Raw genomic sequence first — 26437 nt, forward strand, 5'->3', positions numbered from 1 at the left:
CTGCTTACACTTTCTTTTTGCTTGCCCAAATTATACTAACGAAAATCGACAATAACTGAGTAATGAAAAATCCGACAATTGTCGCCACAAGGGATATGTGCTGTTCGAACTTAATGGCGAACATGACTGCCAAGAGTACAATGCACATCCGAGTTACAAATCCAAAGCTGTACCGCCTCTTCTCTTGACTAGCAGCCATCTCTGCAATCTGTCTAACTTTGATAGACAAATAGTGAGCATAGGCCAGCCCTGCCGCAGTTCCCAGTGTCAGTCCAGCCGTATATATCCGGTATTCCGGCGCTACAGCCCAACCGAGGATGAACGCAGACAACAAGAGGAGCGTTACTCTCGTAACGGCACGAACCATGGAAGCCATATCATTCATTTTGTTCCCCCATGAACTTCTTTACTAAGTAGATGATATTGACGATGCCAAGGCATAGCCCGACGATACTCCCTACTCCAAGCCAGAGCTTGGACCCATTAGACGCATTCGCGATCCACTTCCCCGCGTAAAAGCCTAAGAGTATGTACAAGGCAAGCAAGACACCCGCTCCACTAATAGAGAGGGCGACCAGCCATGGGCGATCGTTACGATTCGACATTTTCATAGCCTATAATTCCCATTCATTTTACTTAAGATTACGAGTCTTTGTCAATTGATAAAAACCGCGTAACAACAAGGATGAAAACGATATACATTCGCTTTCAAGCTTCGAAAATCCGCGTAAACCGTACAGTATCACTGTATGCTGGTGCCTTCCCTCATAGAAGAGTGTCATCTATCAATTTGTGAACTTTGTGTGAAATGGCTCCGGACGCTCTTCTTGAACCCCAAAACTGTGAAGAATCGCACTGACGATCCTTTGGGACGCTTTGCCATCCCCATAAGGGTTTGCAGCCTTGCTCATGCGTGCATATGTCGTTTCGTCCGACAACAGCGCCTTCGCACGCGCGTACACTTTCTCTTCATTCGTGCCGACCAATTCCAGTGTTCCTGCATCAATGCCTTCCGGTCGTTCGGTAGTTTCGCGGAGGACAAGCACAGGAATGCCAAATGACGGTGCTTCCTCCTGAAGACCGCCTGAATCGGTAAGGATGAGATGCGTGTGCGGATAGAAGTTGTGGAGGTCAACCACATCAAGCGGTTCTATCAGCTTAATGCGCGGGTGATCTCCCAGCATCTCATGAGCCGGTTCACGTACAGCCGGACTTGGATGTACCGGATATACGATAGCGATGTCTTCAAATTCGTCTGCAATACGGCGAACAGCACGGAAAATGTTGCGATGCGGCTCACCTTGTGATTCGCGGCGATGTGCAGTCATCAATACTAGACGTTTGCCTTGCGCCCAATCGAGCACCTCATGCTTGTAGTCAGATCGTACTGTATATTGAAACACATCTGTAACTGTGTTGCCTGTGACAAATATCGATGCATCTTGCTTATTTTCTTTACGCAAATTGCTTGCCGACCAATCGGTAGGCGCAAAGTGCAAATCAGCCAAAACGCCTGTCAATTGGCGATTCATTTCTTCCGGGAACGGAGAAAGCTTATTCCATGTACGAAGTCCCGCTTCAACGTGCCCTACCTTAATCTGCTGCATGAATGCCGCGTAGCTGGCGAGGAACGTCGTCAATGTGTCACCATGTACAAGCACAATATCTGGCTTCGCTTCACGCAATACAGGCTCCAATCCTTGAAGGACACGCACGGAAATATCATTCAGCGTCTGACGCGCCTGCATAATGTCCAGATCATAGTCTGGCTTAATATTGAACACATCGAGCACCTGGTCCAACATCTGACGATGTTGGGCCGTGACGCATACGATGGATTCGATGTGTTCCGGATGCTTCTGTAATTCCAGAATAAGCGGCGCCATCTTAATTGCTTCTGGACGAACACCGAATACCGTCATTACTTTCACTTTGGACATAGTCTTATCCTCCGTCTTTCTTCTTGCATAATAGTCAATACATTATTGGCTCTAAAATCATTTTTTTGACCTCAAAAAGATCGCTTTTCAGCACCGAGAAGGTTGCAAGAACTCGAAGCCGAGCTTCCGAAGCGAGTTTTGCCGAGCAAAACTTGTAAGGAGCAGCAGAGTGCAGACAAAGACTACATGAGCAGCTAAAATGTTTCCGCAGGAAACATACTTCGTAAGCATAAGTTCTTCGAGAGTGAATGCATGATTCGATGCCGAATTGCCTCTTGAGTTGCTTCGTGATCCAAAAGCGAATTCTTCTACTTTGTGCCGAACAAGCGGTCGCCGGCGTCACCCAGACCTGGAACAATATAGCCGTGATCGTCCAGACGCTCGTCCAATGCCGCCAAATAAATGTCGATGTCCGGATGTGCTTCTTGAACAGCCTTGACACCTTCCGGCGCTGCAATGAGGCACATCAATTTAATTTGCGTGCAGCTGCGCTTCTTCAGCACGTCAATAGCCGCAATCGCCGATCCGCCTGTAGCAAGCATTGGATCAATAACGATCAATTGACGCTCAGTCACGTCTGTAGGAAGCTTCGTATAGTACTCAACCGGTTGAAGCGTCTCAGGATCGCGGAACAAGCCCACATGTCCGATCTTCGCACCTGGAATCAGCTTTACAACGCCTTCTACCATACCTAGTCCAGCACGCAAAATAGGGATTAGTCCCAGCATGCGGCCAGCGATCATTTTGCTCTCTGTTTCGGCAACTGGCGTTTCGACTGTCACCGTTTGCAATGGCAGTTCACGTGTAATCTCATACGCCATCAAAGTTGCTACTTCGTCCACGAGCTCGCGGAAGTCCTTCGTCGTTGTCTTTTTGTCTCGAATCAATGTCAATTTGTGTTGAATCAGTGGATGATCGCAAATGACCAGTTTACCCATATTTCGTGTCCCTCCGCCTTTTACTCTCGTTGCTTTTAATCTCAATACGTGATGATTTGAACTGATATTCCTACTTTGAACAGCCGTACATGCCAAGCTTATCCGGCTTCATCTAAGCTAAACAGGCTCTATTATAACATTCCGAGCCTATCACTGCACGTTTTGCAGGCACTTTTGAGGTATTTTTCACATTTCCGACAACTCGGTGCAAAAGGATCACACTGTACTATTTCTAAGCATGTTGAAGACAGCTTATACATGGTCATGCAGCAAACATCGGAAATTGTCGAGATTCTACTCTGCTGAGGCTCTCGCACACTACCTAGGCATCCTATACCGAAATCGAGAGTTCTCCCTGCCTATTTACGCAAAAAAGAGCAGGTGATCATCTTCAAGAGTGATTACCTGCTCTGTCCATTAAATATGCAATAAAAGAGTCCTACCCGCCAAAAGGGCGTGTCTTCCTACCTAATTAATATTTCAATGTAGAGTACAACGGGAACTGAGCTGTCAGATCGCTGACCATACCGCGTGCTTTGTTCAATACAGCCTCATCCTGTGGCTGCTTCAATGTCATAGCAATGACTTGACCAATAACGCGCATTGCTGCTTCATCCATGCCTCGGGATGTCGCCGCTGGTGTTCCGATACGAATACCGCTCGTTATGAACGGACTTGTCGGATCGAATGGAATGGCGTTCTTGTTCACGGTAATGCCAACGGAATCCAATACTTTCTCCGCATCTTTACCCGTGATATTGATATTGCGCGTATCGATCAGCATCAGATGGTTGTCTGTACCGCCAGATACAATACTCAAACCTTCCTCAACCAGCGTACTCGCCAATACTTGCGCGTTCTTGATCACTTGCTCAGCATACTGTTTGAACGATGGCTGCAGTGCTTCGCCCAATGCAACAGCCTTAGAAGCCACCACATGCATAAGCGGGCCGCCTTGTGTGCCTGGGAATACAGCCTTATCGATCGCTTGTGCCCAAGCTTGACGGCACATAATCATACCTCCGCGCGGACCGCGCAGTGTCTTATGTGTTGTCGTCGTAACGAAATGAGCGTGCGGTACTGGGCTTGGATGAAGTCCTGCGGCAACCAATCCTGCGATATGCGCCATGTCTACCATGAACAAAGCGCCTACATCGTTCGCAATTTGGCCAAGTACTTCAAAATCGATAATACGTGGATAAGCGCTTGCGCCTGCCACGATCATTTTCGGACGATGCTTGAATGCTGCCTTGCGCACTTTATCATAATCAATACGGAACGTATCTTCTTCCACACCGTAAGCCACAAAGTTGTACAGCAAACCAGATGCATTCACAGGGCTTCCGTGAGTCAAGTGTCCACCATGCGCCAAATCCATTCCAAGCACGGTATCTCCTGGTTTCAATGCTGCCAAGTACACAGCCATGTTCGCTTGCGCACCGGAGTGCGGCTGTACATTGACATGCTCAGCGCCGAAGAGTTCCTTCGCACGGTTGCGGGCAATATCCTCAACAATATCCACGTGCTCGCAGCCGCCATAGTAGCGTTTGCCTGGATAACCTTCCGCGTATTTGTTCGTCAGAACCGTCCCCATCGCTTCCATAACCGCCTCACTGACGATGTTTTCAGAAGCAATCAGCTCGATATTGTTGCGCTGACGCTGCAACTCCAAGTCCATTGCTTTCAACACTTCAGGATCTGCTTGTCGTAAATGATCTACCATTGGCATAGCCCTCCCACATTTTCATTCCCTTATTGCAATGTATGACAACGCATCTGCGTTAAGGTTCTATCGTAGCAGTAATAAAAGTGCAACATTGGCTCTCCCGCCCCACTGCAAATAATTGTGAACAGCCTGCATTCAAGCACTGCTCCTATTCACATGAAGACAATCCATCCTCAGTTGGAAGCTGATAGACTGCCCGCTCCCCGCCTATAAGCTTCGGCCGCGTCCTCGCCATATTGACACGCGCCTTGCCAATATATCGCACTTCTGTACGCAGAGGAACAGCTACCCGGCGCAAATGCATGCCAATAAGCGTCTCGCCGATATCGATGCCAGCATGGGCACATATCTCTTCTGCGAGACATGCATCAGTCAGCTGGCGATACGCATAAGCGGCCATCGATCCGCCCGCCTTCCGAACCGGAACTGCCGATACTTCCACCAGCCGGAGCCGCTCCAATGTGCGGCGTTCAACAACAAGTGCGCGGTTCAAATGCTCACAGCATTGGAATGCAATCTCGAGGCCATAGCTTGAGCGGAGCACGTCGAGACCGGCAAATATCGCCTGCGCGGTATCCGTTGCGCCCGAAGTTCCAATGCGCGCACCTGCCACCTCGCTTGTACTGCAGCCAATGACGACTAGCTGCCCGGGCTTGAGCCCTGCCTCGCGAACGAGGGCATGTGCAGCTGCCTCTGCTTGCTCGCGAACCTGCCCCATTTTCAAGAATGACGATGCTGGCCCTTGATGTTCGTTCTTCTCGATCTCATTCATACTGCCCATTCACCTCCACTCGCTACGCTTGCGAGTGATATTTATGTTCTACGTCCGCGACTTTGCGAAGACGTCCAATATGGCGCTCTCCTTGGCTGAATTCTGTACCCAGCCATACGCGTACAATCTCTTCAGCAAGTCCAGGTCCAATGACACGCTCACCCATAGCAAGTACATTCGTATCATTGTGCTCTCTCGTTGCCTTAGCAGAGAATAAATCATGAACAAGCCCGCAGCGGACGCCTGGCACCTTATTCGCTGCGATGGACATCCCAATCCCGGTACCACATATGAGCACGCCTCGATCTGCTTCGCCTGAGGCAACCATCTCTGCAACAGGTACCGCATAATCCGGATAATCTACTGATGTTGTACAATCGCAGCCTACATCAATGACGTCATGACCAAGCTCCTTGATGACTTGTACAATCCCTTCCTTAAGTCGTACGCCAGCATGGTCTGCACCAATGGCAATTTTCATTGTCGTACCCTCCATCCGTTGTCTTCAATTGTGCTCTCCGTCCATGTTACCATGCTCGGTATGCTACGGGTCTATTATAACGAATTTCCCGCAAATTAGACGAGCCAATTGCACGTTACTCCCAGTGTAACATGTCTCATTGATTGAAAAAAAGAGCATAGCACGGCTCTCTATCCGTACACTGCTCTTCTGCCCAGGCGACCGGCCGTATGCTCCGATGCTCCACCGTGGTTCCCCACTTCCGTCGCCAGTTACATCGGATCCTCTCCATATAGAACGATCATAATGGATGTCGCAACCAATTGCAACCGTTATTTTCCTGCCCACTCATACACAGCATCCTACTGCTGCATTTGGCAGTGCCATAAACCCAACACTTAAACCGTCTATGGCTGAAGCTTATCAAGCAACCTAGTCAGCGCAGCCTGAATCTCCGCCGCTGTCATCCGATACTGCTCCAAAGAACCGCCATACGGGTCTGCCACATCCTGATTCGGCATAAGCCGCTGCAATTCAGCAAGCTGTACCAGCTCGTCTTCCGTTGGAGCTTGTCCCATAGCAAGCTTCAATTGAAGATCCGCAGCCAATGATTGCAGCTGTTGATATTGCTCCTGCTCTGAATCCGGATTGCTCACATATTCCTTAAACGCAAATGTCTTGCTCGTTGCACTCGGGAACTGTTGAAGCACATGACGCTTGTGGCTAGTCGTCAATGTCAGTATAAGATCTGCCCAATGCACACGCTCTTCATCCAGTGCAGCCGATCGAAAATCTCGATGATTGGCAATATTCTGCTCCTCCAGTACAGTAGAAGCGTGCTGTGACATTGGTGTGCCGTCCCATGCTGCTACACCTGCTGACTGAACATGAATGTCCAAGCCGCGTTCCTCTGCCATATGCTTCAGCATAGCCTCTGCGATTGGACTTCGGCATGTATTGCCTGTACATACAAATAAAATGCGTATCATATGACCCCCTCCCTTCATACCATGAAACCTATCTATAGGGTCGCGCATCTTCATCAATCTCATTCCTGCTTGCTTTGACTTCGCTCCAAAGCTTAAAAGCTTAGAAAGGCAGCAAAAACAATACCCCAAAGGTAAGCAGGATCGCCCCACCTACAGCCTCCCCGTACTCACCGAAATGCTTGCCTGCGTGGTGGCCAAGCAGTAAGCCAAAGATCGACATTGCACCGCCAAACAATCCAAAGGCAATGATCGTCATCAACAAATCAGAGCCGAACATGCCGAGCGATATTCCAACGGAAAAGGAGTCTACACTCACACTAAGTGCGAACAGCAGCATCCCCCATACCGTTGAAGTATTAATCATTTGCGAGGATTCACCCTTCAACGAGCTGTATATCATATGCCCCCCTAGCATAATAAGAAGGCCTCCCGCTGCCCATGTGGTTACTTCACCGAGCAGTATGCTCATATACATGCCTGTTGCAACACCCGCCAGCGGCATCAGTACATGGAACAATGCGATAACCCCACTAATGCGAACTGCATCTCTTCGCCGTACCCCTCTCATACCGATACCTAGACACAGTGAAAAGGCATCTGAGCCCAATGCTGCCGCCATCAAAAAAATCGTGATCCATTGGCCGATTGGCGCTGCCGTTTCCCACATTGCCCCCACTCCTCGTCCCATAGCGTCTGTATCCAACGTATGCGGACAAGGATAGTTTCATGACAAGCAGCAAAGAGATAACAAGGCTTGTCTCTTATAAGCTACATTACCCAAACAAGGTTCATTCACACCAAATGATACGATGACCTGCTGCCTTCATCATACGGTTCATCACTGCAAGACCGATACCTTCTGTAGTGCAAGCTTCTGCCAGTATATAAGTTGCGCCCGCTTCATCGAAATGCCGTAGGGCATCATATAGCAGTGCGGCTGCCTCTTCCAATGCATGCACACTGCCAATCGTTGCTACAATATCAGCTCGGTAATGTTCTGCATGCTCTGCGAAGGCAAGTACACCCGTTGTCTCCCCGCGCTGCTGTGCTTCATGCAGCATACGCTGAATGCATTCGCTCACTTGTTCCGTAGACTCCCCCTGCACGATATGCAGCTGACCTTGGGGAGCATAGTGGGTATATTTCATTCCAGGTGAGCGAGGCGCGTTCATCTGGATGTCATTCGCTTGCCCCATTTGCTTTGAAGCAGCTTGAGGAGATACCGACTCCTCGCTAATCATGCCGCTCGCTGCTGCCGAAGGATCTGCTTCCTTGTTCACCAGCGGCGTAGACAAGGAATCTCGATCCCCCAGCGCAGATTCTGGAGTTTGTGGAACCTGTGCATGGCTCATTCCCCCATTGGGATCGACCGCTGGATCAATCGTTACCTCGGAGGCCACCTCTTGCAGCATCGCTGTTGTTATCCCACCCGGGCGGAGGACATGCACACGATTGCCTATTAATTCTACAACAGTAGACTCTACCCCTACGCCTGTCGCACCGCCATCGACAATACCGTCGATAAGACCGTCCAAATCCTCCCGTACATGCTCCGCACGCGTCGGACTAGGACGTCCTGAACGGTTGGCGCTTGGAGCTGCCACAGGACATCCAGAAGCACGTATAAGAGCCAAAGCTGTATCGTGACCCGGCATCCGTACACCAACCGTATCCAGTCCCGCCGTCACGCGAGGGGATACAGCCCCCATTCGCACCGGCAGCACGATCGTCAACGGACCCGGCCAAAAGCGTTCCATAAGACGAGCAGCGATATCACTATAAGGCAGGACAAGCTCATCAAGCTGGTTCCGTTCAGCAATATGAACGATTAACGGGTTGTCGGATGGACGCCCCTTGGCAGCAAATATACGTTCAACTGCCTTCGTATCACGGGCATCCGCGCCAAGCCCGTATACCGTCTCCGTTGGGAAGGCAACGGTGCCGCCGGCAGCTAGAATTGCCGCCCCCTCTGTTATTCCATGCTGCTGTTCGAGCTGCATATGTTCGTCTACCGACCACCACTTCGTGTGCAATCGTTGAGCGCTTCCTTCCGTCACGGCAGTCGCGCTGTCCTTCTGTTCCCGTTCATGTCGAGTATTCATTGAGTACATCCCTTACTTCGATATAGAGTGTATGCTCTCCCGCCCCGATGCCGACATCGACACTAAAAAAAAGAAAAGGCGGAAGCAACGCAAGAAAGATGCCAAAGGAGCTTCGGCATCTTCATAAATTGAAGTTTCACACGTATTCGTACTTAACTCAAATCTATAAATAACTGTTGCTTATTTTAGTTGTACCATAATGACGGCAACACGTCCAGACGAGTGGAAGGCACACCTAGTGCATACAACTACTCGATTAGATTACCCAAATATTGCACTGAAAATGGAACCAATCAAACGAAACAATGCCTCTAGAGCCTCCCACAGGAAGAACTTCACTTCTGTCTCGCCTGATTCCATCGCGGCACGGGCTTGAGCCTTCCCGTCTGCAGCCTGAGCATCTCCCTCAGCTGATAGAGCGCCCTTGTCTTGTTCTCCACTCTTAGATGGCGCAGCTGACTTGGACTTCGCATCACCAGCTTGTGCTTGAGCCGTACTCCCATCGACGAAGCAGAGCGGCGGGAACAGGACACACCACCAATTCTGTCCGCTTCCCTCGCCTAATGTAACGAGCAATGCTTCATACATCCCGGCAGGATATACTTCACCTCCATACCACTTGGCCGGGAAGGATACTTCTCCAAGCTTCACCTTGACTCCATACGCCAGTCCTTTTTCGTTTAACACTTGCTCTGCCGTCTGCTTCAGTTCGTCCAAATGCCCTGCTATCAGCTCGCGTGCCTTTTCACGAGTATCCGGCTTCTCTTCTGTCTTAAGCCAGCCGTTAATCTGCTCCACAATCCGATCCCGGACCATGCGCTTCACACGCTGATCGTTATCAACGTCTGAGTTGGCCAATATTCGCAGCCGAATCGCATCCTCAGGAATATGATCCTGCTTCTCTATCTTTTGCTTCTGAATATTTTGATTATCAATGGCCTCCGCATGGCCATTTTCCCAACGCATCAAAGCTCCCGCTGCCAGTACGGCAATCGCGAGACCGAGTACGAACACGCGTAAGTTCATGTTCATCCTGCTCCTTGTGAGGTTGGGCGCGCCTCTTGTCTATCAGTATGTCCGTGAGCAGGATCCTTAAACCTATCAATAGTGGTTTTTTTGATAGATAGATTCGTCAGAGTCTTAGGTGAAACTGGTGGTTATCAAACGACCTATGAACCGATATCCAACTTTTGAATGCATAAAAAAGGACTGTCCTAGTCGCAGATATGTTTTCTGCGTCATGGAACAGTCCTTATAGAGCTAAATTCCTCCTAAGTGTCGAACACCAATCACATGGCGCTCAATACCAGCCAGGTCAGGCACAATGATCAGCTTCTCATCATAACCAGCTTGCGCGAGCATTGCCGCCACATCTTGCGCTTGTCCTTGACCCACTTCAAAGCCAATCATTCGTGGAGCCTTGCCAAGCTCGGACAGCATGGTGACAAGCCGTCGATACGGATCCAAGCCATCCGCTCCACCATCCAGCGCCGTACGCGGCTCATAGTCGCGCACCTCACGCATCAGATCCGCGATATCACCAGCCGGAATATAAGGTGGATTGGATACGAGAATGTCCAATTCACTACCAGCGAACGGCGCCAGCAGATCCCCCTGTTTCCACGACATCTGCTCTGCAACGCCAAGCCGCCCCGCATTTCGCTTCGCGACAGCAAGCGCCGCTGGCGAGATATCTCCAGCCGTGATATGCCAATGTGGACGCTCATGTGCCAATGTACAAGCAATTGCACCGCTGCCGGTACCAATATCCACAACATGAAGTGATTCATCTTGCGACCAGATCCGGTCAGCTTCAGTAAGAATTGCCTCCACGAGGAGCTCTGTCTCCGGCCTTGGGATAAGCACATCCGACGTCACTTCGAACGGCAAACCATAGAAGTAAGCATCCCCAATAATATATTGGGTCGGTTCACCCGCAGATCGCCGTGTCACTGCCGATTCAAAAGCATGGATTGCATCTTCAGGCATCAGCTCTGTCAATGCAACCAAGTAAGCGACTCGCTCCATACCCAGCACATGCCGCAGCAGCAGTTCGGCATGATGTGCAGCATCATCGACTCCATTCTCTGCTAAAAAAGAAGAAGCCTGCACCCAGGCTTCTCTTATTGTTGCAGGCCATGCGAGGCGATACGGAGCTCTGTCTGCCGCATTTAGCTGACTACGCTCCTCATTCCGTCCGCAAGGCTCACTCATGCTTGATTCTCCCTTTCCAGCAGCTCCGCTTGTTCAGTCAGCGTAAGCGTTTGGATGAGTTCCTCTACATCGCCGTTCATAATTTGATCAAGCTTATGCAGAGTCAAGCCGATACGATGATCTGTCACACGGCTCTGCGGATAGTTGTACGTCCGAATACGTTCACTGCGATCACCCGTTCCGACCTTACTTTTGCGTTCGCCAGCGTACTTGGCTTCTTCCTCTTGACGCTTAATTTCATAGATGCGGGCACGCAAGACTTGCAATGCCTTCGCCTTATTATCGTTCTGAGACTTCCCGTCCTGACACGTAGCCATGATCCCTGTCGGAATATGTGTAACACGTACCGCCGATTTCGTTGTGTTGACGGACTGACCGCCCGCACCAGAAGAGCAGAATGTATCAACACGGATATCTTTATCGAATATTTCGACTTCTACTTCATCTACCTCTGGCATTACAGCTACAGTCGAAGTTGACGTATGAATACGTCCGCCTGATTCAGTTGCCGGTATGCGTTGAACGCGGTGCGCGCCGCTCTCATACTTCAGCTTGCTGTAAGCACCCTTACCGGATACCGAGAAGATAACTTCTTTGAATCCGCCCAGATCGCTCATGTTCGCTTCCATCAGCTCTGTACGCCATCCTTGTGAATCCGCATAGCGCGTGTACATGCGGTATAAATCAGCAGCGAAGAGCGCAGCTTCATCACCGCCTGCCGCACCGCGAATTTCCACGATCACGTTCTTGTCATCATTCGGATCCTTCGGCAGCAGCAAAATACGAATACGTTCCTCAAGTTCCGTTTGACGCGCACTCAGTTCCTCGATTTCCATCTTCACCATTTCGCGCATCTCATCGTCAAGCTTCTCTTGCATCATTACCTTCGCCGCATCCAGTTCGCTAAGTACATTTTTAAATTCCATAAATGCTTCATAAGCTGGCTGCAGATCGGATTGCTCCTTCGAATACTCACGAAGCTTCTTCGGCTCGTTCGCCACATCCGGGTCACATAGCAATTCACTCAACTTCTCATAGCGATCCGCAAGGGATTGCAGTCTATCTAACATCATACACGCTCACCTCTCTTCTCCAATTCGATACTACCACGTATATTCATGAACCTTGATTTGCGCAATCATGGTTCGTGCTTCAATAAATGAATGATTACGGCATTCCACCATAACCATTTCCGCAACCATTCCCTCGCTCAACCTACATTACAATGCGCAGATGATCTCACTGCATTAGCTAAGCAAGCGAAGAAGCAGAAACGCTATACGTTGAAGCGGAAATGCATAACATCGCCGTCTTGAACAACGTATTCCTTACCTTCCAATCTTAGCTTACCCTGTTCCTTCACCGCATTCATAGAACCGCCAGCAACTAGATCATTATAAGAGACCACTTCGGCACGAATGAAGCCGCGCTCGAAGTCGGAGTGGATAACACCTGCCGCTTGCGGGGCCTTCATCCCTTTGCGAATCGTCCAAGCGCGTACTTCTTGTACACCAGCAGTAAAGTACGTATACAGACCAAGCAAGCGATAGGCAGCCTTAATCAAGCGGTTCAGACCGGACTCATCCAGTCCAAGCTCTTCAAGGAACATTTCCTTATCTTCGCCCTCAAGCTCAGCAATTTCTGCTTCTACCTTTGCGCTAATCGGCACAACTTCCGCATTCTCAGCTGCGGCAAAGTCACGTACCTGCTGTACATATGGATTGCTATCCGCATCCTTCACGCCATCTTCGCTTACGTTCGCCGCATACAATACTGGCTTCATCGTGAGCAAGTGCATGTCGCGTACAAGCACCTTTTCTTCGTCGCTCAGTTCCAAGCTGCGTGCTGGCTTATCATCGTACAACGCCTCTTTCAAGCGCTCCAATACAGCAGCCTCTGCCGCGTACTTCTTATCGCCGCTCTTCATGTTCTTCTTTGTGCGATCAAGACGCTTCTCAACCGATTCCAAATCCGCCAGAACGAGCTCCAAATTGATCGTTTGAATATCGCTGACTGGGTCAACCTTTCCGTCAACATGCGTAATATTTTCGTCTTCGAAGCAGCGCACAACGTGTACGATTGCATCTACTTCACGAATGTGAGCCAAGAACTTGTTCCCAAGCCCTTCGCCCTTGCTCGCACCACGTACCAGACCGGCAATATCAACAAATTCAAACGCTGTTGGAACTGTACGGTTTGGAACAACCAACTCAGTCAGCTTATCCAAGCGCTCATCTGGAACCTCTACCACGCCGACATTCGGATCGATCGTACAGAACGGATAGTTCGCCGATTCAGCCCCTGCTTGTGTGATCGCATTGAACAACGTCGATTTGCCGACGTTAGGCAGCCCAACAATACCTGCTTTTAATGCCATTTATAAGTACAACTCCTTAGACCGTATATTTGAATAACCATTGTTTCGAACATTACCTTACTATCATAAACCTAGTCTATCAATTATGTTTCATGTATCGTTAAGATGCGTGTAAAAAACACGCAAAAATTCCTTAACCATTATAACCAACAACGCAAAAAAAACCTAGTCATCGACTAGATTTTTTCCGTATTGTCAACTTTTGCTCACTTCAGGAGAGCAGAAAAGCACTAAAGACTTCTGCGATCTTAGCAATTTTTATTGTTCGGAATAATAAATCCTTACTTAAGAGCTGCTTGTCTGAAGCCAAGTACGTATCCATCCACTTGCAGCCAGATCTTAATTTTTTTGGAGGTAGCGTTGTCTGATATTTATCTATGTAAACCGTTTCCTTTACCTTGCCTTGGCTCTCCTCGGATAAGGAGACTGTGCACCGAACATACTATTGCTGTAGCTGGATCCAACATTCAATTTCCATCATTTTTGAGTAAAGTGAGGGGCACAACTATGGAGAATAAATCGCATCGTGGCAATTATAAAGGCACTACGGCAATGAAAGCGAAAAATCAAGATATGGCGTTCGTAAATGACACCATTGAAGGAGCAAAATCCGTAACACCTTTCTCCGAGAAAAAGAAAAAGACGGACTAGTTCCGTCTTGCCAGCTTCAATTCCAATTGTGTATTCACATCATAACTTGTCCAATCGATCTACCTGCGTTTCACCGAAGGTAGGCTTAACCTAGCAAGGGTTCTCTTATGTGATGAATCGATACAGCGAACGAATCGTCATACCCGCTCCGTAGCGTTCTGCATTCGGCATATCGACTTGATTTTGCAAGCATACCTTAATAACACGTGCAGCTGCAGGATGGATCGATACCGTTCCATCTTCCTGCTTCTGCATAACGCTACCGTCTTGACCTGGCGTCTGGAATAAAGAATACAGCATCCCATCTGCGACAAGCATCGGGCTGTTCCAGTTCCATTGCAGCCACTCCTCATCCCACTGAACCGTTGACTCACCTATCTCCCATACTACCTGCCGTGAGCGGCGCTGATGAGCAGATATCGTCTTCTCCAGTGCTTCTTTCCAAAAAGCAGCTCGTTCGTCCAAGGTTGTCCCCTTACTTAAGGAGCGACATGCAGCTTGCGCACATACCGACGCAATAGCGCCGTCCGCCCACGGAAACTGAATGCGATCCATACGAGGCAGCGTACACCCCGATATGAGCTTGCTCATCTCCAGAAGACCGAGTGACTCAGGAGCGGTAACAGCTACGCATACAGCGCGAATCGCTTCGTGAAGCTCATCGTCTTGATGCTGTAACGCTATGGATGGGTTGAATGGCTTACCGATACGGTGCCGATAATCTGCCAACGCAAGCAAGCCATTAAGTCGTACACGTGCTGTAAGGCCATGGAAGGAAGCCTCCTGCAGCGTGTCCTCAACAGCCTCATCTGTCCATTGGAGCAAATGCAGCACATAAATCACCTGCACTGCTGTTCGATCATCTTCGTGAATGAGAGACGTCCAATCTGCATAGCGTTCGCGAAGTACGTGAAGCCAGCTCTGCTCCACCTGAGAGGCAATATCTCTAGTCTCCGCATCATCAGCATGTCGATATCGAGAGGGTGTCACTCCAAATGGGAGATGGCTGTCCATCACCGTTCGCAGTACTTGCGCAATTCCATTCAAGATGGATGCCTTCGCAACCGACTTATATCGTACGGTCAAAATATCCAAGAGCGGCTCGATCAGCGCACTAGTTGCTTCATGGACACCATGCTCCATGCACAGCTGCTCGAATAATGCTTGAGCCGCCTCCGCCGATTGCTCCATCGATCCGTTCTCCATGACACAGAGCAATTCCGGCACATTGTCTTCTGAGCCGAACGAATATACCGATCCTGCCCCATTAGCCAAGCCCATTTTCTCTACGCCTCCATAAGCCGCCCGAGTTACAGGGGCTGTGGTTTTAATTTCCATTATATCATCTCATGTCAACTTTGGAATGGTTTTATCGAAATATGTCGAAAAAAGAACACATCAGCAGAAACAGCCCGCGGCCGTGCAAGTGTATGTTAAGAAATCATATTCAAAGATGATTCAAATCATCACTGATTGGTGAATGATAAGTAGCATGACATTCTCCCCCTTTAGATGAATAGGCAATACAAAACAACGCCCCGGAAGGCTCATCCAGCCATCTGGGGCGTTGTTCAGCATTTCTAATTTAGACCAAGCCGATCGACGACAAGAAAATCAATATTATGAGCACAGGAGCTATAATACGCATCGTGAACAGCCATATACTTCTCCACACGGGAGACAGACCCGTCTCTTCTCCGGACTGCTTCCATGCGTATCCGACAAGCAGCGTTACGAACAAACCGCCCAGTGGCAGCATTACATTCGAGGTCAGGAAATCAATCCATTGGAAGAAGTTACGGCCGCCCAGCGTCGCTCCCTCCAGAACCCCTCCCGCTGCCAGCGTGCACGGAAGTCCGATGATGTACATGGCAGCAATCACAAAGAAGGTTGCCTTGCCACGCCCCAAGTTGTAGCGGCGCATGATATAGGCTACAGGCACTTCCGCAAGGGCCAAGCAAGACGTAACCGCAGCAATTGCCAGGAGCAAGAAGAACAAGCCGCCGAACAATGCACCATAAGGCATCGAGGCGAATGCTGCAGGGAGAGCAACGAAGACAAGTCCCGGCCCTGAATCCGGTTCAATTCCAAATGTAAATATCGTTGGGAAGATGATCAACCCTGCAATAAGCGCATAGATTAAATCACCCGCTCCTACTGCAACAGTCGCTAGTGGCAGCGATTGATGCTTGTCTACGTATGCACCATACGTCAGCATGGCCCCCATACCAAGCGATAAGGAGAAAAATGCAAGCCCCAATGCCATCAGTGCGGAATGGAAGGTCAACTGCGAGAAGTCAGGCTTCAGGAAATAAGAGATCCCTTCAGCAGCGCCGTCCAGCGTAAGCGTACGCACCATCATAACCAATAAAATGATGAGCAGGCCCGGAATAACAATCTTATTGAACTTCTCAATACCACCAGATATCCCTCTGGCAATGATGAATCCAGTTAAGGCAAACACGACGATCTGCCAGACAATCGGCATCATCCCTCCGGTGAAGAGCTTGAAGTGTTCCCCATAATCGCCGCTTTGGAACAAGATTCCGGATACCGACTCAACTGCATAATGGAGCGTCCATCCCGCAATCGTGCTGTAATACGTCATAATCAGGAAGGCAGCCAATACGGCGATGAAGCCCAGTACGCCCCATCCTCTTTTGCGTGATAAAGTGGTGAAAGCAGAGACTGCGTCACCGCGTCCGCCACGTCCAACAGCCAGTTCGCCAAGCAATACTGGCAAGCCAACAATTAAGAGACAGGCGATGAATAATAGGAAGAATGCTCCTCCTCCATTTTGCCCCGTAACGTATGGGAACTTCCACATGTTGCCCAGCCCGACTGAACTGCCGATAGCGGCCAATATAAATCCTGCAGAGCTGAATTGCTCCGACTTATTTCCCTTCTGAGGATCTTGCTTTGATTGCTTATTTGACATAAATGGGTATGCCACTCCTTCTTTCCTGCTGTATTTTCTAGGGTGCCCCAAGGACTGAGATAAACTCCATTTTATTCAAAAATGCGCTCCGAATCGAATGTAATATTTCTCAAATCCTCCAACCTACTTCAAGCATACCAATCTCCATGCAGCATCCATATGAAAAAAGGCACCCCTTGTGCTGCGTGAGCAGCCAAAGAGCGCCTTAGATCGAGCTATTCACATCCGTGCGGCCAAGAGTGGCTCTTACTTAATTCCTGAGTGCATGAAGCTGCTAATAAATTTGCGCTGGAACAGCAAAAATCCAAGAATCAGTGGCCCTACAACAAGCAATGTTGCTGCACTTACTTCTGCCCACTGCGCCCCCGTCTCGAAAGACTGAGCAAACATAGCAAGCCCTACAGTAAGCGGACGATTCTCTACGGAGTTCGTCACAATCAGCGGCCACAGGAAGTTATTCCACTGATAGCTGACCGATACAACCGCAAATGAGATATATACAGGCGCAGACAACGGCACGAAGATGCGCCACAAAATGCCCAGGCGAGAGCAGCCTTCCACCATCGCTGCTTCCTCCAATTCAAGCGGCAGCTGCTTAAATGTCTGGCGGAGCAGAAATATCCCGAATGCTGATGCGAAGTACGGCAGCATGATGCCCAGCTTCGTATCTAGCAAACCAAACTCCTTCAATACATGGTAGTTCGAGAAAATAAGAACATCCGCTGGTACCATAAGTTGTACCAAGAACAGCATAAATACAGCGTCTTTCCCGAAGAAGCGCAGGCGTGCAAATGCGTAAGCAGCCAGTGTTAGGCTGAGAAGCTGCGCAAGCAGCACTCCTCCTGCAATCGTGAAGGTGTTCAAATAATACTGGGCAAATGGAGCACCTTCCCATACCTTTGCAAAGTTAGCTAACGTCCACTCCCATGACCAGAATGAATTCATGCCCGCATCCTTGGGACGGAACGCCGTCCATAACATCCAGATGAGTGGCACAAACCATACGACGCTGACCACGAGCATAATCGCATGCCAGAGCCACTGCTTCATCCGTCGCTTCGTCCGTTCGATCTTCAAGGCTCGATCCGATAAAGGCGGCCTACGGCCTACGGCGCCTGTACTAAATTCTGTGTTGATCCCAACTGATTTGTCCATAAGGCGCCTCCTTTATTGATAATGGATCTTGCGATCCCAGCCGAAAAATTGTAGTGATGATAGTACCAAAAGCAGTGCGATCATAATGACAGTCATGGTCGCCGCCATTCCTTGATCGTAGAAGCTGAAGGCTGTGTCATAAATGTGATACAGAAGCAGGCTGCTCGCATTGTCTGGACCACCCTTGGTCATAATCCACAAATGATCCACAAGCTTGAATGCATTCGTCAGCGCTACAACTGCTACAAACAGCGTAGTAGGCATCGTCAATGGGATTGTAATCCGTGTCGTTACCTTCCAAGTACCAATGCCGTCTACCGAGGCCGATTCATATAAGTCCTTCGGAATATTCTGAAGTCCGGCCAAGTAGAAGATCATGAAGTATCCTGCTTCCTTCCAGATCATCATGACGATCATAGCCCACATGACCGTATCGGGATGCCCCAACATATTCATGTCCGCCGACTGTCCAACCCACTTCGCCAGTTGAGCCAACAAACCATACTGAGGTGTGTATATAAACAGCCAAATATTCGCTACCGCGATCATTGGAATCATATTCGGATAGAAAAATGCCACACGAGAGAATGAACGTCCCGCCAGTGCCTTATCAGCGAACAGCGCCATAATGAAAGCAAGCGCCATGGAAGTAGGCACTGTGCCAAACGCAAACCATATATTATTGCTGAATACCTTCTGGAATACAGGGTCTTGGAACAGTGCAGTAAAATTATCAAGCCCTACAAATACCGGCTCTGGTGTAGCCAGGTCGGATTGATACATACTGAGCCAGGCTGTCTTCAGCATTGGATAATAGGTGAAGAGCATGAGGAACAACAGGGACGGGAGCAGCAGCGCCCATGCCAATGTATTGCGGGATAGACGTTCTTTCCATTTGGCGGTCATCATCCTGACCTCCTTCTCCAATGAATTCTAGTAAGTTCATGATGTATATAAATCGGCAGGGCCTAGGCCCTGCCGATACAGCACGCACATAAGGCATGCGATTGCATCTTGAGCGTGTATTACTTGTTGAACGGCTTCAGTGCGCGATCAGCCTCTTCCTGCGCCTTCTTCAATGCAGATGCCGGATCCGTCGTGCCTGTCAGCACCGCTTGCACTTGATCCGTCAAAGCCTTGGAGACTTTACCATTGTTGTGCGTAGATAATTCCGCGTAGGCGTGCTCCAATTGATCACGTGCAACAACTGCTTGCGGGAACTCAGCTGCATATTTCTTCATCACATCTGTGTCGTACGCTGACTTGCGAACGCCAACATAGCCTGTATCAATACTCCATTGAGCAGCTTGCTCCGGCTCTGTCATGAACTTGATGAATTCCCAGGCTGCTGCTTGTTTCTTCGGATCGATGTCCTTGAAGATATACAAGTTGCCGCCGCCTGTAGGTGAACCGTACTGCTTGTTCATCGGCAGGAATGCAACACCGAAGTCGAATTTAGCGTTATTCTTCACATTCGTCAGGTTGCCCGTAGTATGAATCATCATAGCAGTCTTCTGCTCTAAGAAGTCTGTAGGAACCGTTGCCCATTCTACAATACCTTCCGGCATTACCTTATGCTTCTTCGACAGGTCTTGCCAATACTGCAATGCTTCTACATTCTCTGGTGTATCGAAGAATACTTTCTTGCCGTCTTGGGACATAAGGTTGCCTTTTGGATCAGCCATGTTCTGCAGGGAGAACAGTTGGAACATCCAATAAGCAAATCCGGATCCTGGCACCTCGATGCCTTGGCGACCGTCTTTTTTCAGCTTCGTTGCATATTCTGTAAGCTCAGCCCAAGTCTTCGGCGGTTGATCCGGGTTCAGGCCAACTTCTTTGAAAGCATCCTTGTTGTAATAAAGAACGATAGTACTGCGTTGGAAAGGGATACTGTATGTCTTGTTCTCAACTTGCGAGTTCGCCATGAAAGCCGGGTAGAAATCATCAAGGAAACCGTTGCCTTCCTTCGCGATAAAGTCATCAAGCGGAAGGATTGCATTCGTATCCAGCATGCTGAACAGTTCCGTAGACAGCATAACCGCTACATCCGGCGGCTGCTTGGCTTGGATGCCAGCCTGAATCTTCGTCGTCGTATCTGCATAACTGCCTGTATAAACAGGCTTCACTGTGATGTTCGGGTGCTTCTCGGTGAACTTCGCCGTCATACCCTCAACCACTTTCGTCAGTGGACCACCAACTGCGATAGGAAAATAGAATGTTAACTCCACATTCTCATCCTTCGGTGTGGTTGCGTTATCGGCTGGAGCTGTTGGTGCCCCCTCCTGCGTCGCACCTTTCTCTGGCGTCTGTGTTCCTCCTGCTGTCCCTGACTGGCCACAGCCGACCAGCAGCGTAAAGCACATAAACAGAAGTAGCATCCACTTAGAGCGCATTTGCATATCCCGTGTTCTCCCCTTTTTCAATATCGTCCTTATTGAGATGGTATGTCTCACACCACCCTTTCATACCATAACCTTGCTCTAGCAAGAGAGTGTTAATTCCATATAAATGTTTTGTTAATGATAGATTCTCAAGTAGATTCCTACGATTCCATTGATTCCATGATCCGGTATCAAAAAAAAAGAAAACACCCTCCCAGGTGTCCCAGATAGTCATGCACAGCATCATGCATGCTCTATCCTAGAGGAACCCAAGAGGGTGTATATACATTACGATTCCTTCGTTACGAATTCGTTAAAATGGATACCAAAATGTCCCGAACCCTTGCACTCGCCATATAATCGCTGCAGCAAGCACGAGTATGCTGACGATGACCACGATATAATCCTCACGATGCCATTCCGTCGACGAGAACCACGTACGCTTCGAATGCTTCCCGAAGCCGCGCAAATCCATTGCATTGGATATCGTCTCAATGCGATGCAGCGAGGAGAGTACGAGCGGTGTCGTAATGGATACAAAATGCTTAAGCCGCTGCACAATCGTGCCCTCGCCCTTGCCGAATCCAAGTCCACGCGCCTGCATGGCATTCGAGATATGCCGGAATTCCGCCTGCAAATCTGGAATATAGCGGAATGCGATACTGAACGCATAGGCGATTTTGTAAGGAACGCCGATTCGATTCAAGCTGCTCGCCATCCGTGTCGGATGCGTGGTATAGATGAACAAGACGGTTATCGGCATAAGAGACATATACTTCATGGACAATGTAAATACATAGATAACAGTCTCCAGCGTCAATACGTTGTAGCCCATATCGAGAAGCACAGTAGTCGTACCTGTCAATGTACTGCCATAAGCCGGTGTAATTAATAAACTGAAAAAAGAATTGAATATATTAAATACGATCATCAGCCAGACGAGCAGCCGAATTCGCTTCCATGGCAACTGCGCATTGATAAGAAGGACAAGACCAATTCCAAACAGGGGCACGAAAATGCGCAAATCCTGAAATAAAAATACGATTACAGTCCACACAGCCAGCACAAGCATCTTCGCTGCTCCATCCATACGATGGAACATCGTATCCCGTTCAATATAGAGCATACCTGACTTACTCATGATGCTTCACCCGCTTCTCGTGGTCGATGAATTTGCGCACAAGCGCCTCCGGCTCGCACACGCCAGTCAGACGGGCAAGCGTGCCAAGTGAGGTCTCCTTCACATTGGCTCGTTCAATCGCCTCCATATGGGTCAGTACATGAGCGGTATCGCCAATTGCAAGCAGCTCCCCATTGCATAATACAGCTGCACGCTCCGTATATTCCAAGGCTAAGTGCATATCATGGGTAATGAACAGGAAGGACATGCCGCTGTCCGCCAGCTCAGAAATAAAACTCATAAACTCCGTATAGTGCTTATGATCTTGACCTGCTGTCGGCTCGTCCAGAATCATAAGACTCGGCTTCATGGCTAAAATCGAAGCAATGGTCACCCGCTTCTTCTGACCATAACTGAGCGCAGATACCGGCCATTCCCGATATCCGTATAGACCGCATATACGCAGTGTCTCCTCAACGCGCGACATGACCTCTTCTTCCTTCATGCCTCGCATGCGCAGTCCGAAGGCCACTTCTTCACGAATCATAGGCTGTGTAATCATGTGGTTCGGGTTCTGCATCACATATCCGATATGTCCGCCCCTTTTCCGAATCGACCACGAGCGGATATCTTCCCCATTTAGCTTGATCGTGCCCGCCGTCGGCGCAGCTATTCCCGTCAACAAATGCGATAGCGTGGACTTGCCTGCGCCATTGTTCCCGAGCAGTGCCATTCGCTCGCCAGCACCAATCGTCAGCGATACTCCCCGAATCACTTCCCGTTCGCCGTCATAAGAGAAGCGAACATTATCCATCTCCAGCATCGAAGTCCGTTCTGTCTGGCGAGTGACATCCCCTTCCCCAGCGACCCAATTGGATAGGCATTCCCTTGCCTCATCATTGTTGCTAATCGCAAGAAGAGAAGAAGGCTTGTCCTCAGGCTTGCATACATAGCCAGCATATTTCAGCGCAGAGACATATAAAGGCTCTCTTAATCCATGCTGCTGCATGATAGAAGAAGCCAGCATCTCATCGGGCGTTCCGATCTGAACAATACGACCTTCTGACATGAGGACAATGCGATCAACATGCTGCTCCAGTACATCCTCAATCCGATGCTCAATAATAATAATCGTCTTATTTGTCTCGCTATGGATATGATCCATCAACTCGATGGCTTGCTTGCCGCTTGCCGGATCCAGGTTCGCAAGCGGCTCATCGAACAGCAAAATATCCGCATCCATCGACAGCACACCAGCCAGCGACACACGCTGCTTCTGACCGCCCGACAGTTCATGCGGACTATGATCGATATAAGGAAGCATGTCCACGACTTCCAATGCCTTCGATACCTTAGGCTTCATATCCGCCGTTTTCATGCAATCATTTTCAAAAGCGAACGCTACGTCTTCCCCGACTGACAGACCAATGAATTGTCCATCCTGATCCTGCAGGATCGTCCCAACGCTGCGGCTAATCTCAAAAATGCTAAGCTCAGAGGGACGCTTCCCCTTAAGCGTGTACTCTCCCGTTATCGTTCCACTGTACGTAAAAGGAATTAGCCCATTCATACAATGGGCCAAAGTCGATTTGCCGCAGCCGCTTGGGCCGGCAATTAATATTTTTTCTCCTGGGTAAATATCCAGGTTCACATTTCGCAATGTCGGTTCGGACAAACTGCGGTATTGAAAGCTAAAATCTCGAAACGAGATAAGCGGTTCTTTCATTGAATCTGTAGCTCCTGTCTTCACACTTGGGCGCTGCATTATTTCTGCACTCGCAGATTCGAGTTGTTGCGATTCATTTGAAGCAGTGCCAGCACAGCCAACAATCCAAGCACCAAGTGAACTCCGATATTTGCCAGTGTGGAAGCCGTGAACTGTACCCACATCTTATCTGCCGGCTCTCCGAACAAATACACATCTAAAATACTGGACACACCAAAGCCAACAGCAAGCGCAAGCGATCCGGTTACCGCCAATGCTATAATGCTGCCCTTCGAGGAGCGTCCTTCCTTAATGTTGAATGACGAATTCAAATACACAAGTCCCATCCCAAAGCCGGATATAGCCGACCCGAGCACCCATGTCCACCAGATTGTTCCGCCGCCCCAAGTCAAATCAGTAATGATATGCCCGATAGCTCCACTCAAAAATCCAACGATCGGGCCAAACATGGCACCGAAGATGGTCAGAATGGCAATTGCCGGACGCAATCCGGTCTGCGGCACTAACGGAATAGTAACTGTGCTTAGCAAGCCGTACAATGCTGCCCCGATGCCGATGGCGACTACCGTTTTGGTGTTAAAGTCGAAAATTGATTGCTTCATCCTTATGCAACCCTTCCTTCTCACTCAAAATAGGTATCGACGCTCGCCCGTTCGAGAGGTGGCCTCATCACGATTTATTAAATCCGAACGTTAGATTGTGATTCCAATCATAATATAAAGGATTTTCCATAGTATGGATACAGGTTTTATTTACCAAAACCGAGTTTTTCTAGCCTTTTGCACCGAAAACTAGGGATTATTGGGAGGAAACCATATATTTTATCTATAAAAGCAATAGATATAACGATATTATTCCGTTTATCCCGAATTATGCCGATCAGATATTCAATCCACGGTGACAATTACAGCAGCCGAACCAAACGTTCGGTATGACGCAGTTCTTGTATCGTACGCACCCCAATGCCGAACATGGCAATCCGCAGCTCAGCTTCCACCTGAGCCAGAACCTGATCAACCGCTTCTTCGGAATCTGCTGCTGCAGCAAGCAGTGAACGCCCGAAACCAGCCACGTCGGCACCAAGAGCAATCGACTTGGCCGCATCGACTCCTGTATGTAATCCGCCGCTCGCGATAACAGGCTGATTCGGCAGTGCTTTGCGTACCTGCTGCACACTGACTGCGGTCGGAATGCCCCAATCGGCAAAGGCCTCCGCGGCACGCTGCATGACAGCATCGCGAGCACGCAGTTTCTCAACCTGGCTCCATGAGGTTCCACCCGCCCCTGCAACATCGATGAAGGCTACGCCTGCTTCCACAAGCTGCTTCGCTGTATCCGGCGCAATGCCCCAGCCAACCTCTTTCACGCCGACCGGCACGTCCAACTCGCGGCATAGCTGCTCGATACGGCGAAGCAGACCGGAGAAATTGACATCCCCCTCCGGCTGGAACACTTCCTGCATCGCATTCAAATGCAAAATAAGCCCGTCCGCCTCGACGAGCTCTACCGCACGGCGGCACTGCTCAATTCCCATCCCAACATTAAGCTGAACGGCACCAATATTGGAGTATAACGGAATGGTAGGGGCTAGGTCGCGGATGCGAAACGTACCCGCGACCTCGGGATTCTCCACCGCAGCGCGTACGGAGCCTACACCCATCGCCCAGCCCCGGGCTTCAGCCACGGCAGCCAGCCTGCGATTGATTGGCGCCGCATGACTGCTTCCTCCAGTCATAGAGCTAATCAGCAGCGGTGTGCGAACTTCCTTGCCAAGCCATTCTGTCTTCAATTCGATCTCCCGAAAATCAACTTCGGGCAGTGCCTGATGGACGAAGCGATATTGCTCCAGCCCTGTGGTTATCCCTACTCCGTTCACTGGTTGTTCGAGGCATATTCGAATATGCTCTGTCTTGCGCTGCTCGGTCAACGATGCCGAATCTGGCTGACGTTCCCGCATCGGCGCACCTCCTCACCTGATCGTATGTGCAGTTATGGCCTGTCAGCTACAGTTTGCAATTCTCCCTCATCCGCCGTTCAAGCCCCGATTAACCCTCTTCCTTCGGTTCTTCTGCACCGAAAATTTGCCGCTTCAATCGCTCTCCCGTTGGCGTAACCGCAAGCCCTCCGCGCGCCGTCTCCCGCATCGTCGATGGCATCGTCTGCCCAATGCGGAACATCGCCTCAATCACCTCATCGCACGGGATGACACTCTCTACACCCGCCAGTGCCATATCTGCTGCGACCATGGCAATCGCTGCGCCCATAGCATTTCGTTTCACGCATGGCACTTCCACGAGACCTGCAACAGGATCGCAGACGAGCCCCAGCATGTTCTTCAGCGCAATTGCCATCGCATGCGCGGATTGCTTAGGGCTTCCCCCTGCCAATTCAGCAATGGCAGCCGCAGCCATCCCAGCTGCTGATCCGACTTCTGCCTGGCAGCCGCCAGCTGCTCCGCTGATCGATGCATTGTTCGCAACGACAAGTCCGAACGCACCGGATGTGAACAAGAATTCCACCATCTGCTCGCGGGTAGGATTTAATTTGTCCTTCAATGCGAACAAGGTTCCTGGAACAACTCCAGCCGAACCCGCGGTCGGCGTGGCACAGATAAGCCCCATCGCAGCATTGACTTCATTCGTTGCGACCGCCTTGCTCACGGCATCCAGCAGCGTGTCCCCACAGAGGGACTGTCCAGATTGAATATATTGTTGAAGCTTTACCGCATCGCCGCCGGTCAGCCCAGAATGGGAACGAACGCCTGCTAAGCCGCGCTCAACTGCCTGCTCCATCACATCCAAGTTCCGCGTCATCTGCTCGATCACCTTCTCACGCGAGCATTGACGCACTTCCATTTCCTGCTCAATCATCACATCGGAGATTTTACACTGTCGTTCTTCAGTAATTGCGATTAATTCTGCCACATTGCGAAACATAACTGCTCCTCC

General features: G+C 49.7%; 25 protein-coding genes and 1 riboswitch. Of the genes, 1 reads left to right on the forward strand and 24 read right to left on the reverse strand.

Going from position 1 to position 26437, the window contains the following annotated elements:
• Positions 1-4 precede the first annotated feature (4 nt).
• The 14 genes from ABN764_RS07085 to ychF all read right to left on the reverse strand — a co-directional run bounded on the left by ABN764_RS07085 (position 5) and on the right by ychF (position 13518).
• Positions 5-385, reverse strand: coding sequence for an ATP synthase subunit I (locus tag ABN764_RS07085; protein WP_021257179.1), 381 nt, complete (start codon positions 383-385; stop codon positions 5-7).
• Positions 378-611, reverse strand: a complete 234-nt coding sequence (locus ABN764_RS07090; RefSeq protein ID WP_044353145.1) for an AtpZ/AtpI family protein — start codon at positions 609-611, stop codon at positions 378-380. The genes ABN764_RS07085 and ABN764_RS07090 overlap by 8 nt, the downstream gene beginning before the upstream one ends.
• Before the next feature lie 174 nt (positions 612-785).
• Complete coding sequence (wecB, locus tag ABN764_RS07095; protein WP_268624089.1) at positions 786-1940, reverse strand: non-hydrolyzing UDP-N-acetylglucosamine 2-epimerase; 1155 nt, start codon at positions 1938-1940, stop codon at positions 786-788.
• Positions 1941-2248: 308 nt separating this feature from the next.
• Positions 2249-2878, reverse strand: a complete 630-nt coding sequence (gene upp / locus ABN764_RS07100) for a uracil phosphoribosyltransferase (protein ID WP_005544846.1) — start codon at positions 2876-2878, stop codon at positions 2249-2251.
• A 472-nt stretch (positions 2879-3350) separates the two neighbouring features.
• Positions 3351-4601, reverse strand: coding sequence for a serine hydroxymethyltransferase (gene glyA / locus ABN764_RS07105; protein WP_021257182.1), 1251 nt, complete (start codon positions 4599-4601; stop codon positions 3351-3353).
• Between the two features lie 151 nt (positions 4602-4752).
• Positions 4753-5322 carry a TIGR01440 family protein gene (locus ABN764_RS07110; protein WP_174808053.1) on the reverse strand — a complete coding sequence of 190 codons (570 nt, stop codon included), beginning with the start codon at positions 5320-5322 and terminating at the stop codon, positions 4753-4755.
• Positions 5323-5398: 76 nt separating this feature from the next.
• A complete protein-coding gene (gene rpiB, locus ABN764_RS07115) occupies positions 5399-5857 on the reverse strand; it encodes a ribose 5-phosphate isomerase B (RefSeq protein ID WP_021257184.1) in 459 nt (152 codons plus the stop codon).
• Positions 5858-6041: 184 nt separating this feature from the next.
• Positions 6042-6122: riboswitch (ZMP/ZTP riboswitch) on the reverse strand.
• A 121-nt stretch (positions 6123-6243) separates the two neighbouring features.
• Positions 6244-6825, reverse strand: a complete 582-nt coding sequence (locus ABN764_RS07120) for a low molecular weight protein arginine phosphatase (protein ID WP_446671425.1) — start codon at positions 6823-6825, stop codon at positions 6244-6246.
• 100 nt (positions 6826-6925) lie between these two features.
• Positions 6926-7492 (reverse strand): manganese efflux pump MntP, encoded by a 567-nt coding sequence (locus ABN764_RS07125; RefSeq protein ID WP_174808045.1) that lies wholly within the window; start codon positions 7490-7492, stop codon positions 6926-6928.
• Positions 7493-7613: 121 nt separating this feature from the next.
• Positions 7614-8936, reverse strand: coding sequence for an L-threonylcarbamoyladenylate synthase (locus ABN764_RS07130; RefSeq protein WP_446671426.1), 1323 nt, complete (start codon positions 8934-8936; stop codon positions 7614-7616).
• A gap of 252 nt (positions 8937-9188) precedes the next feature.
• Positions 9189-9953 carry a stage II sporulation protein R gene (spoIIR, locus tag ABN764_RS07135; RefSeq protein WP_446671427.1) on the reverse strand — a complete coding sequence of 255 codons (765 nt, stop codon included), beginning with the start codon at positions 9951-9953 and terminating at the stop codon, positions 9189-9191.
• A 234-nt stretch (positions 9954-10187) separates the two neighbouring features.
• Complete coding sequence (gene prmC, locus ABN764_RS07140) at positions 10188-11141, reverse strand: peptide chain release factor N(5)-glutamine methyltransferase (RefSeq protein WP_268624094.1); 954 nt, start codon at positions 11139-11141, stop codon at positions 10188-10190.
• Positions 11138-12211, reverse strand: coding sequence for a peptide chain release factor 1 (gene prfA / locus ABN764_RS07145; RefSeq protein WP_021257190.1), 1074 nt, complete (start codon positions 12209-12211; stop codon positions 11138-11140). Before prfA ends, prmC begins: the two co-directional genes overlap by 4 nt.
• A 206-nt stretch (positions 12212-12417) precedes the next feature.
• Positions 12418-13518, reverse strand: a complete 1101-nt coding sequence (gene ychF / locus ABN764_RS07150) for a redox-regulated ATPase YchF (RefSeq protein ID WP_065292957.1) — start codon at positions 13516-13518, stop codon at positions 12418-12420.
• Between the two features lie 507 nt (positions 13519-14025).
• On the opposite strand from ychF, the gene ABN764_RS07155 reads away from it, so the two are divergent.
• A complete protein-coding gene (locus ABN764_RS07155; RefSeq protein ID WP_021257192.1) occupies positions 14026-14169 on the forward strand; it encodes a hypothetical protein in 144 nt (47 codons plus the stop codon).
• Between the two features lie 105 nt (positions 14170-14274).
• Here ABN764_RS07155 and ABN764_RS07160 read toward each other — a convergent pair whose 3' ends face one another.
• The 10 genes from ABN764_RS07160 to sdaAA all read right to left on the reverse strand — a co-directional run bounded on the left by ABN764_RS07160 (position 14275) and on the right by sdaAA (position 26425).
• Complete coding sequence (locus ABN764_RS07160; RefSeq protein WP_446671428.1) at positions 14275-15507, reverse strand: hypothetical protein; 1233 nt, start codon at positions 15505-15507, stop codon at positions 14275-14277.
• A gap of 247 nt (positions 15508-15754) precedes the next feature.
• Positions 15755-17107 (reverse strand): sodium-dependent transporter, encoded by a 1353-nt coding sequence (locus ABN764_RS07165; protein ID WP_268624096.1) that lies wholly within the window; start codon positions 17105-17107, stop codon positions 15755-15757.
• Positions 17108-17353: 246 nt separating this feature from the next.
• The gene (locus ABN764_RS07170) at positions 17354-18157 is read right to left on the reverse strand and encodes a carbohydrate ABC transporter permease (protein ID WP_028533386.1); all 804 of its coding nucleotides are present in this window, start codon (positions 18155-18157) and stop codon (positions 17354-17356) included.
• Between the two features lie 117 nt (positions 18158-18274).
• A complete protein-coding gene (locus tag ABN764_RS07175) occupies positions 18275-19168 on the reverse strand; it encodes a carbohydrate ABC transporter permease (protein WP_446671639.1) in 894 nt (297 codons plus the stop codon).
• Positions 19169-19287: 119 nt separating this feature from the next.
• Positions 19288-20661, reverse strand: a complete 1374-nt coding sequence (locus tag ABN764_RS07180) for an ABC transporter substrate-binding protein (RefSeq protein ID WP_446671429.1) — start codon at positions 20659-20661, stop codon at positions 19288-19290.
• A 295-nt stretch (positions 20662-20956) separates the two neighbouring features.
• The gene (locus tag ABN764_RS07185) at positions 20957-21784 is read right to left on the reverse strand and encodes an energy-coupling factor transporter transmembrane component T family protein (RefSeq protein WP_174808051.1); all 828 of its coding nucleotides are present in this window, start codon (positions 21782-21784) and stop codon (positions 20957-20959) included.
• Positions 21777-23489 carry an ABC transporter ATP-binding protein gene (locus ABN764_RS07190; RefSeq protein WP_446671430.1) on the reverse strand — a complete coding sequence of 571 codons (1713 nt, stop codon included), beginning with the start codon at positions 23487-23489 and terminating at the stop codon, positions 21777-21779. The genes ABN764_RS07185 and ABN764_RS07190 overlap by 8 nt, the downstream gene beginning before the upstream one ends.
• 38 nt (positions 23490-23527) lie before the next feature.
• On the reverse strand, positions 23528-24091 hold the full coding sequence (locus tag ABN764_RS07195) for an ECF-type riboflavin transporter substrate-binding protein (protein WP_268624100.1): 564 nt from the start codon (positions 24089-24091) through the stop codon (positions 23528-23530).
• 302 nt (positions 24092-24393) lie between these two features.
• A complete protein-coding gene (fni, locus tag ABN764_RS07200) occupies positions 24394-25446 on the reverse strand; it encodes a type 2 isopentenyl-diphosphate Delta-isomerase (RefSeq protein WP_021257201.1) in 1053 nt (350 codons plus the stop codon).
• An 88-nt stretch (positions 25447-25534) separates the two neighbouring features.
• Positions 25535-26425 (reverse strand): L-serine ammonia-lyase, iron-sulfur-dependent, subunit alpha, encoded by an 891-nt coding sequence (gene sdaAA / locus ABN764_RS07205; protein WP_021257202.1) that lies wholly within the window; start codon positions 26423-26425, stop codon positions 25535-25537.
• Positions 26426-26437: the final 12 nt, after the last annotated feature.

Source organism: Paenibacillus wuxiensis, from assembly GCF_040195695.1.
Lineage (GTDB): Bacteria > Bacillota > Bacilli > Paenibacillales > Paenibacillaceae > Paenibacillus_B > Paenibacillus_B suaedae.

What these genes read in the sequence shown, in the direction of transcription:
- ABN764_RS07120 (WP_446671425.1), bottom strand. Translation starts at nt 6,825, where the DNA reads ATGATACGCATTTTATTTGTATGTACAGGCAATACATGCCGAAGTCCA.
- prmC (WP_268624094.1), bottom strand. Translation starts at nt 11,141, where the DNA reads ATGAGTGAGCCTTGCGGACGGAATGAGGAGCGTAGTCAGCTAAATGCG.
- ABN764_RS07160 (WP_446671428.1), bottom strand. Translation starts at nt 15,507, where the DNA reads ATGGAAATTAAAACCACAGCCCCTGTAACTCGGGCGGCTTATGGAGGC.
- ABN764_RS07165 (WP_268624096.1), bottom strand. Translation starts at nt 17,107, where the DNA reads ATGTCAAATAAGCAATCAAAGCAAGATCCTCAGAAGGGAAATAAGTCG.
- wecB (WP_268624089.1), bottom strand. Translation starts at nt 1,940, where the DNA reads ATGTCCAAAGTGAAAGTAATGACGGTATTCGGTGTTCGTCCAGAAGCA.
- glyA (WP_021257182.1), bottom strand. Translation starts at nt 4,601, where the DNA reads ATGGTAGATCATTTACGACAAGCAGATCCTGAAGTGTTGAAAGCAATG.
- ABN764_RS07195 (WP_268624100.1), bottom strand. Translation starts at nt 24,091, where the DNA reads ATGAAGCAATCAATTTTCGACTTTAACACCAAAACGGTAGTCGCCATC.
- ABN764_RS07190 (WP_446671430.1), bottom strand. Translation starts at nt 23,489, where the DNA reads ATGAAAGAACCGCTTATCTCGTTTCGAGATTTTAGCTTTCAATACCGC.
- ABN764_RS07170 (WP_028533386.1), bottom strand. Translation starts at nt 18,157, where the DNA reads ATGAAGCAGTGGCTCTGGCATGCGATTATGCTCGTGGTCAGCGTCGTA.
- ABN764_RS07125 (WP_174808045.1), bottom strand. Translation starts at nt 7,492, where the DNA reads ATGTGGGAAACGGCAGCGCCAATCGGCCAATGGATCACGATTTTTTTG.
- ABN764_RS07090 (WP_044353145.1), bottom strand. Translation starts at nt 611, where the DNA reads ATGAAAATGTCGAATCGTAACGATCGCCCATGGCTGGTCGCCCTCTCT.
- sdaAA (WP_021257202.1), bottom strand. Translation starts at nt 26,425, where the DNA reads ATGTTTCGCAATGTGGCAGAATTAATCGCAATTACTGAAGAACGACAG.
- ychF (WP_065292957.1), bottom strand. Translation starts at nt 13,518, where the DNA reads ATGGCATTAAAAGCAGGTATTGTTGGGCTGCCTAACGTCGGCAAATCG.
- ABN764_RS07155 (WP_021257192.1), top strand. Translation starts at nt 14,026, where the DNA reads ATGGAGAATAAATCGCATCGTGGCAATTATAAAGGCACTACGGCAATG.
- upp (WP_005544846.1), bottom strand. Translation starts at nt 2,878, where the DNA reads ATGGGTAAACTGGTCATTTGCGATCATCCACTGATTCAACACAAATTG.
- spoIIR (WP_446671427.1), bottom strand. Translation starts at nt 9,953, where the DNA reads ATGAACTTACGCGTGTTCGTACTCGGTCTCGCGATTGCCGTACTGGCA.
- ABN764_RS07110 (WP_174808053.1), bottom strand. Translation starts at nt 5,322, where the DNA reads ATGGGGCAGGTTCGCGAGCAAGCAGAGGCAGCTGCACATGCCCTCGTT.
- prfA (WP_021257190.1), bottom strand. Translation starts at nt 12,211, where the DNA reads ATGTTAGATAGACTGCAATCCCTTGCGGATCGCTATGAGAAGTTGAGT.
- ABN764_RS07180 (WP_446671429.1), bottom strand. Translation starts at nt 20,661, where the DNA reads ATGCAAATGCGCTCTAAGTGGATGCTACTTCTGTTTATGTGCTTTACG.
- ABN764_RS07085 (WP_021257179.1), bottom strand. Translation starts at nt 385, where the DNA reads ATGAATGATATGGCTTCCATGGTTCGTGCCGTTACGAGAGTAACGCTC.
- ABN764_RS07130 (WP_446671426.1), bottom strand. Translation starts at nt 8,936, where the DNA reads ATGTACTCAATGAATACTCGACATGAACGGGAACAGAAGGACAGCGCG.
- ABN764_RS07175 (WP_446671639.1), bottom strand. Translation starts at nt 19,168, where the DNA reads ATGACCGCCAAATGGAAAGAACGTCTATCCCGCAATACATTGGCATGG.
- rpiB (WP_021257184.1), bottom strand. Translation starts at nt 5,857, where the DNA reads ATGAAAATTGCCATTGGTGCAGACCATGCTGGCGTACGACTTAAGGAA.
- fni (WP_021257201.1), bottom strand. Translation starts at nt 25,446, where the DNA reads ATGCGGGAACGTCAGCCAGATTCGGCATCGTTGACCGAGCAGCGCAAG.
- ABN764_RS07185 (WP_174808051.1), bottom strand. Translation starts at nt 21,784, where the DNA reads ATGAGTAAGTCAGGTATGCTCTATATTGAACGGGATACGATGTTCCAT.